At 37.9% G+C, this 3,300-nt stretch carries 2 protein-coding genes and 1 pseudogene; 2 read left to right on the top strand and 1 reads right to left on the bottom strand.

Features of this window, described 5'->3' with window-relative positions; translation table 11 throughout:
• Positions 1-221: pseudogene (locus tag A4S05_RS36155) on the top strand (hypothetical protein); the annotation flags it as partial.
• Positions 222-912: 691 nt separating this feature from the next.
• Positions 913-2,919, top strand: a complete 2,007-nt coding sequence (locus tag A4S05_RS36150) for a DEAD/DEAH box helicase (protein ID WP_069074572.1) — start codon at positions 913-915, stop codon at positions 2,917-2,919.
• On the opposite strand, the gene A4S05_RS36145 is transcribed toward A4S05_RS36150, so the two are convergent.
• Positions 2,900-3,283 carry a hypothetical protein gene (locus A4S05_RS36145; RefSeq protein ID WP_069074571.1) on the bottom strand — a complete coding sequence of 128 codons (384 nt, stop codon included), beginning with the start codon at positions 3,281-3,283 and terminating at the stop codon, positions 2,900-2,902. The two genes, A4S05_RS36150 and A4S05_RS36145, sit on opposite strands and share 20 nt — an antisense overlap.
• Between the last annotated feature and the right edge of the window lie 17 nt (positions 3,284-3,300).

The raw sequence follows: 3,300 nt of genomic DNA, 5'->3' as shown, positions 1-3,300 counted from the left end.
TTAGACCTGAATCCTTACCAAATAATGTTGACCGTGTATTAAGTCGTAGTGCAGTTTTAGATGATGTGTTACTTGAATTACGTGATAGTCAGGAACAGCAACAAAGAAATTTTGATGAACATCAGCGTCATTTTGATGAACATCAAAGAACCACTAACGCTGCGCTAAATAGCTTAGAAGCTATCTTAGTACAGTTGATAAGAATATTTCCCCAATCCTAAATCAGCAGTAAAGAGAACCTGCTTCTACCCCCTACTTTCACGTAACTATTTATTTTTTACCTTTTCCTTTAGCATTTAGCAACATTGGCAAAGATATCTAATCAACCAACAGTAATTTGACTAGCCTTTATTGCCAGTTCCATTTATAATATCAACTTTATAAGACTATTTCAGCTGTTAGTACAGATGATTCTGCTAGCTTTGAATAGGGTGAAACTTTATCGAACAGAATTTAGAAGTCAGGAGTCAGAAAACAGGTATGAATTCTGCACGACTGGGTGATAGCGCCGGCGGCAAGCGAGTCATCGTTCGCTTTTAGCTTCTCGTAAAGAGCGTCTGAATATTGGTTTAAAACCTTGCACGCCACTTGCTCATCTTGACTACGAGCCAAGACCGCAGTGGCTCCCCTTGTGGACGAAAAAAAATTAAAATATTCTCGCCTTAGAACTTTATCCCTTTATGGGTAGAGTATTCTGAATTCTGTCTTTTGACTCTTTTTTATTTATAATAGTGTATCACTTCCAGTTTATTCTCTCTATAATTTGCTCTTAATGAAGTAAAATCGCATCAAATCAATCCAAAACATTTTTACTACTTTTAGAATTGGGATTATCGGTATCTTAACTTGAAGAGCTTGTGGCATAATGAGCAATATTCCCACGAGATAAAAATTCTTGTTGAGGTAGATTAAATGCCTGTTACCTACGAACTTAGAGATTATCAACATCAGTGGATAAAAGATATTTGGAATTCTTGGGAGAATGGTAATAGGCGAGTGCTTGCACAACTCCCGACAGCCGCCGGGAAAACGGTGTGCTTTGCACATATTTCTCATAAATTCTTTGACCAAGGAAAGCAAGTTTTAGTCATTGCCCATCGGATTGAGTTGATATCTCAAGCTGCCGAAAAGCTTGAGCAAATTATCGGTGAACCAGTTGGGATTATCAAAGCAGGTGTTCTGGCTAATCCGGAACGGAGAATCCAAGTTGCTAGCGTTCAAACGTTGAGCAGACGAGAGGTATTAGAGTTGCCAATTAACATTGGACTTTTGATATTAGATGAAGCGCATCATGCAACTGCTTTATCTTATCGGCGATTAATTGAACATTATGAAAGCGCTCAGATATTAGGTGTAACTGCCACTCCCCAAAGAATTGACGGTCAAGGGTTTGTTGATTTATTTGATGATTTGGTTGTTGGCATTGACACGGCTTACTTAATCCAGGCTGGGTATTTAAGTGAGTTTCGATTATTTGCAACTAATCAAACTATTTCTACTCTTGGAGTTGCAAAATCTCGTGGGGATTTTAGAGCTAAAGATTTAGCGGTTGCCGTCACTAGCCAGATTGGGGTTAGTGAAATCCTTGAGAATTACTTTAAATATGCACGAAATCTTCGTACAGTTATTTTCGCTTGTAGCTTAGAACATTCTCGTGCCCTGGCTGAGGAATTTTCTCGTAATTATATTAGTGCTGAACATTTGGATGGGAAAACTCCTTCACAAGAGAGATTAGAAATATTGCAGCGTTTTCGCAATGGCACTACCCAAGTAATTACTAATTATGAAATCTTAACCGAGGGCTTTGATTGTCCTAATATTGAGTGCGTCTACTGTGTCCGTCCGACTGAAAGCTCTACTCTCTGGCTGCAAATGCTGGGGCGGGTTCTAAGAACTTACACTTTAAAACCAACTGCGGTAATTATTGATATTACCGATAATTGGAAAAAGCATGGGCTTCCTGATGAAGCCCGCAAATGGACTTTATTGCCTGAAACTATATCAGAAATACAAAACAAAGGCTTAATTCAATGTGAGCATTGCACCCATATTTTTAAACCGCTAACTGATGAATTAGCTAAAATTGAAGCCGAAGTTGACAACGATGGAGTGCTGATTCAACATCACCAAGCTATTTGTCCAAGCTGTGGTGAAACGATTGATTTTACTACTAAGGAGAATCCTACAAAGCCAAATTTTAGCAGAATCCGACTTAGACAGGGTTTTAGCCTTGCTCTTACAGAAATTGACCTTTCTGTTTCTACTTACAGATTAGACTTAGTTACTGATACCCTAAAAAAGCAAGGTTTACGGGGTGCAAGTCCCACTAAAATTTATAGCGCCATTTTCATCGCTTTTATTGAAAATATTACTAAATTTACTCTTGGTGATTGGCGCGAAATCGTTAAAATTGTTGAGCCATCCCAATCAGCAATTACCAAAAAAGCATGGGAACTGTACAAGGAAGCTTTTGAGCGACATAAGAACCGTATCTTGGCTATGTCTTTTGTCGAACAGAAAAAGCTAAAACAACAAGGCAGTACCAATGTGGCGACTAATGTAACGACAATAGAAGCTCTTGGGCAGTTGGAGAATAGTATATTCTGGGAACCAAAACCACAGGAAAAGTCATCTAAGTTCAAAAAGAATTTAGGCGATAGTTATTTTAAAATGAAGTACAAATCACAATGGAAACAATCTTTAACTTACTGTTCAATGCTAACAGGTGATTTTTTAAACATAAATGCTGGCCTATTCCATGTGGAAACTAAAGATGTATATGTAAATATCTGTATTGAGGTTAGAGAACTTCCTGGGCTGAAATCCAAACTAACAGAGATTTGTGATCCCGCAGAGATTGAATATGCCTTTACTCAAGGGTTTGGCAAGCTTGCTAAGATCATGTTCCGGTTAAGTTGATTTCCAATATTGGGTCAGAATTAACTTGATAATTTTCTAAATATTCATTTGCCTCCTTTGATGCCAACATCCTACCATCTGGGTGTAAGTTGAAATCAACCCCTGGCTTGAAACCTCCTTGAACTAGTTTTTGAGTTATGCTTGTCGATACATCCTTTACGGCTTGTTGATAACTTTCCTTACCCACGTATTCTTGCAAGAACCAAACAAAATTTGCATACTCTACTTGCACAAGAGCTTCTTTGAGGATTATTGTTTCATCCTCTAATTGTGCTAAGGTTAGGATTTTTTGAATTTCTTGCAGATTTTGACAAGAAATCGCTTCTATCAACTGCTGTTTTAGGAGTTCATTTTGCTCTTTCATTTATCTCAATGCTCAAC

Source organism: Nostoc sp. KVJ20 (assembly GCF_001712795.1).
In the GTDB taxonomy this organism is placed as follows: Bacteria; Cyanobacteriota; Cyanobacteriia; order Cyanobacteriales; family Nostocaceae; genus Nostoc.
The sequence above is the reverse complement of the archived record's forward strand: the minus strand, read 5'-3'. Positions and strand labels throughout refer to the sequence as shown.

Bases quoted from the DNA above. Each gene is read 5' to 3' on its own strand.
- A4S05_RS36150 (WP_069074572.1), top strand. From the start codon at position 913: ATGCCTGTTACCTACGAACTTAGAGATTATCAACATCAGTGGATAAAA.
- A4S05_RS36145 (WP_069074571.1), bottom strand. From the start codon at position 3,283: ATGAAAGAGCAAAATGAACTCCTAAAACAGCAGTTGATAGAAGCGATT.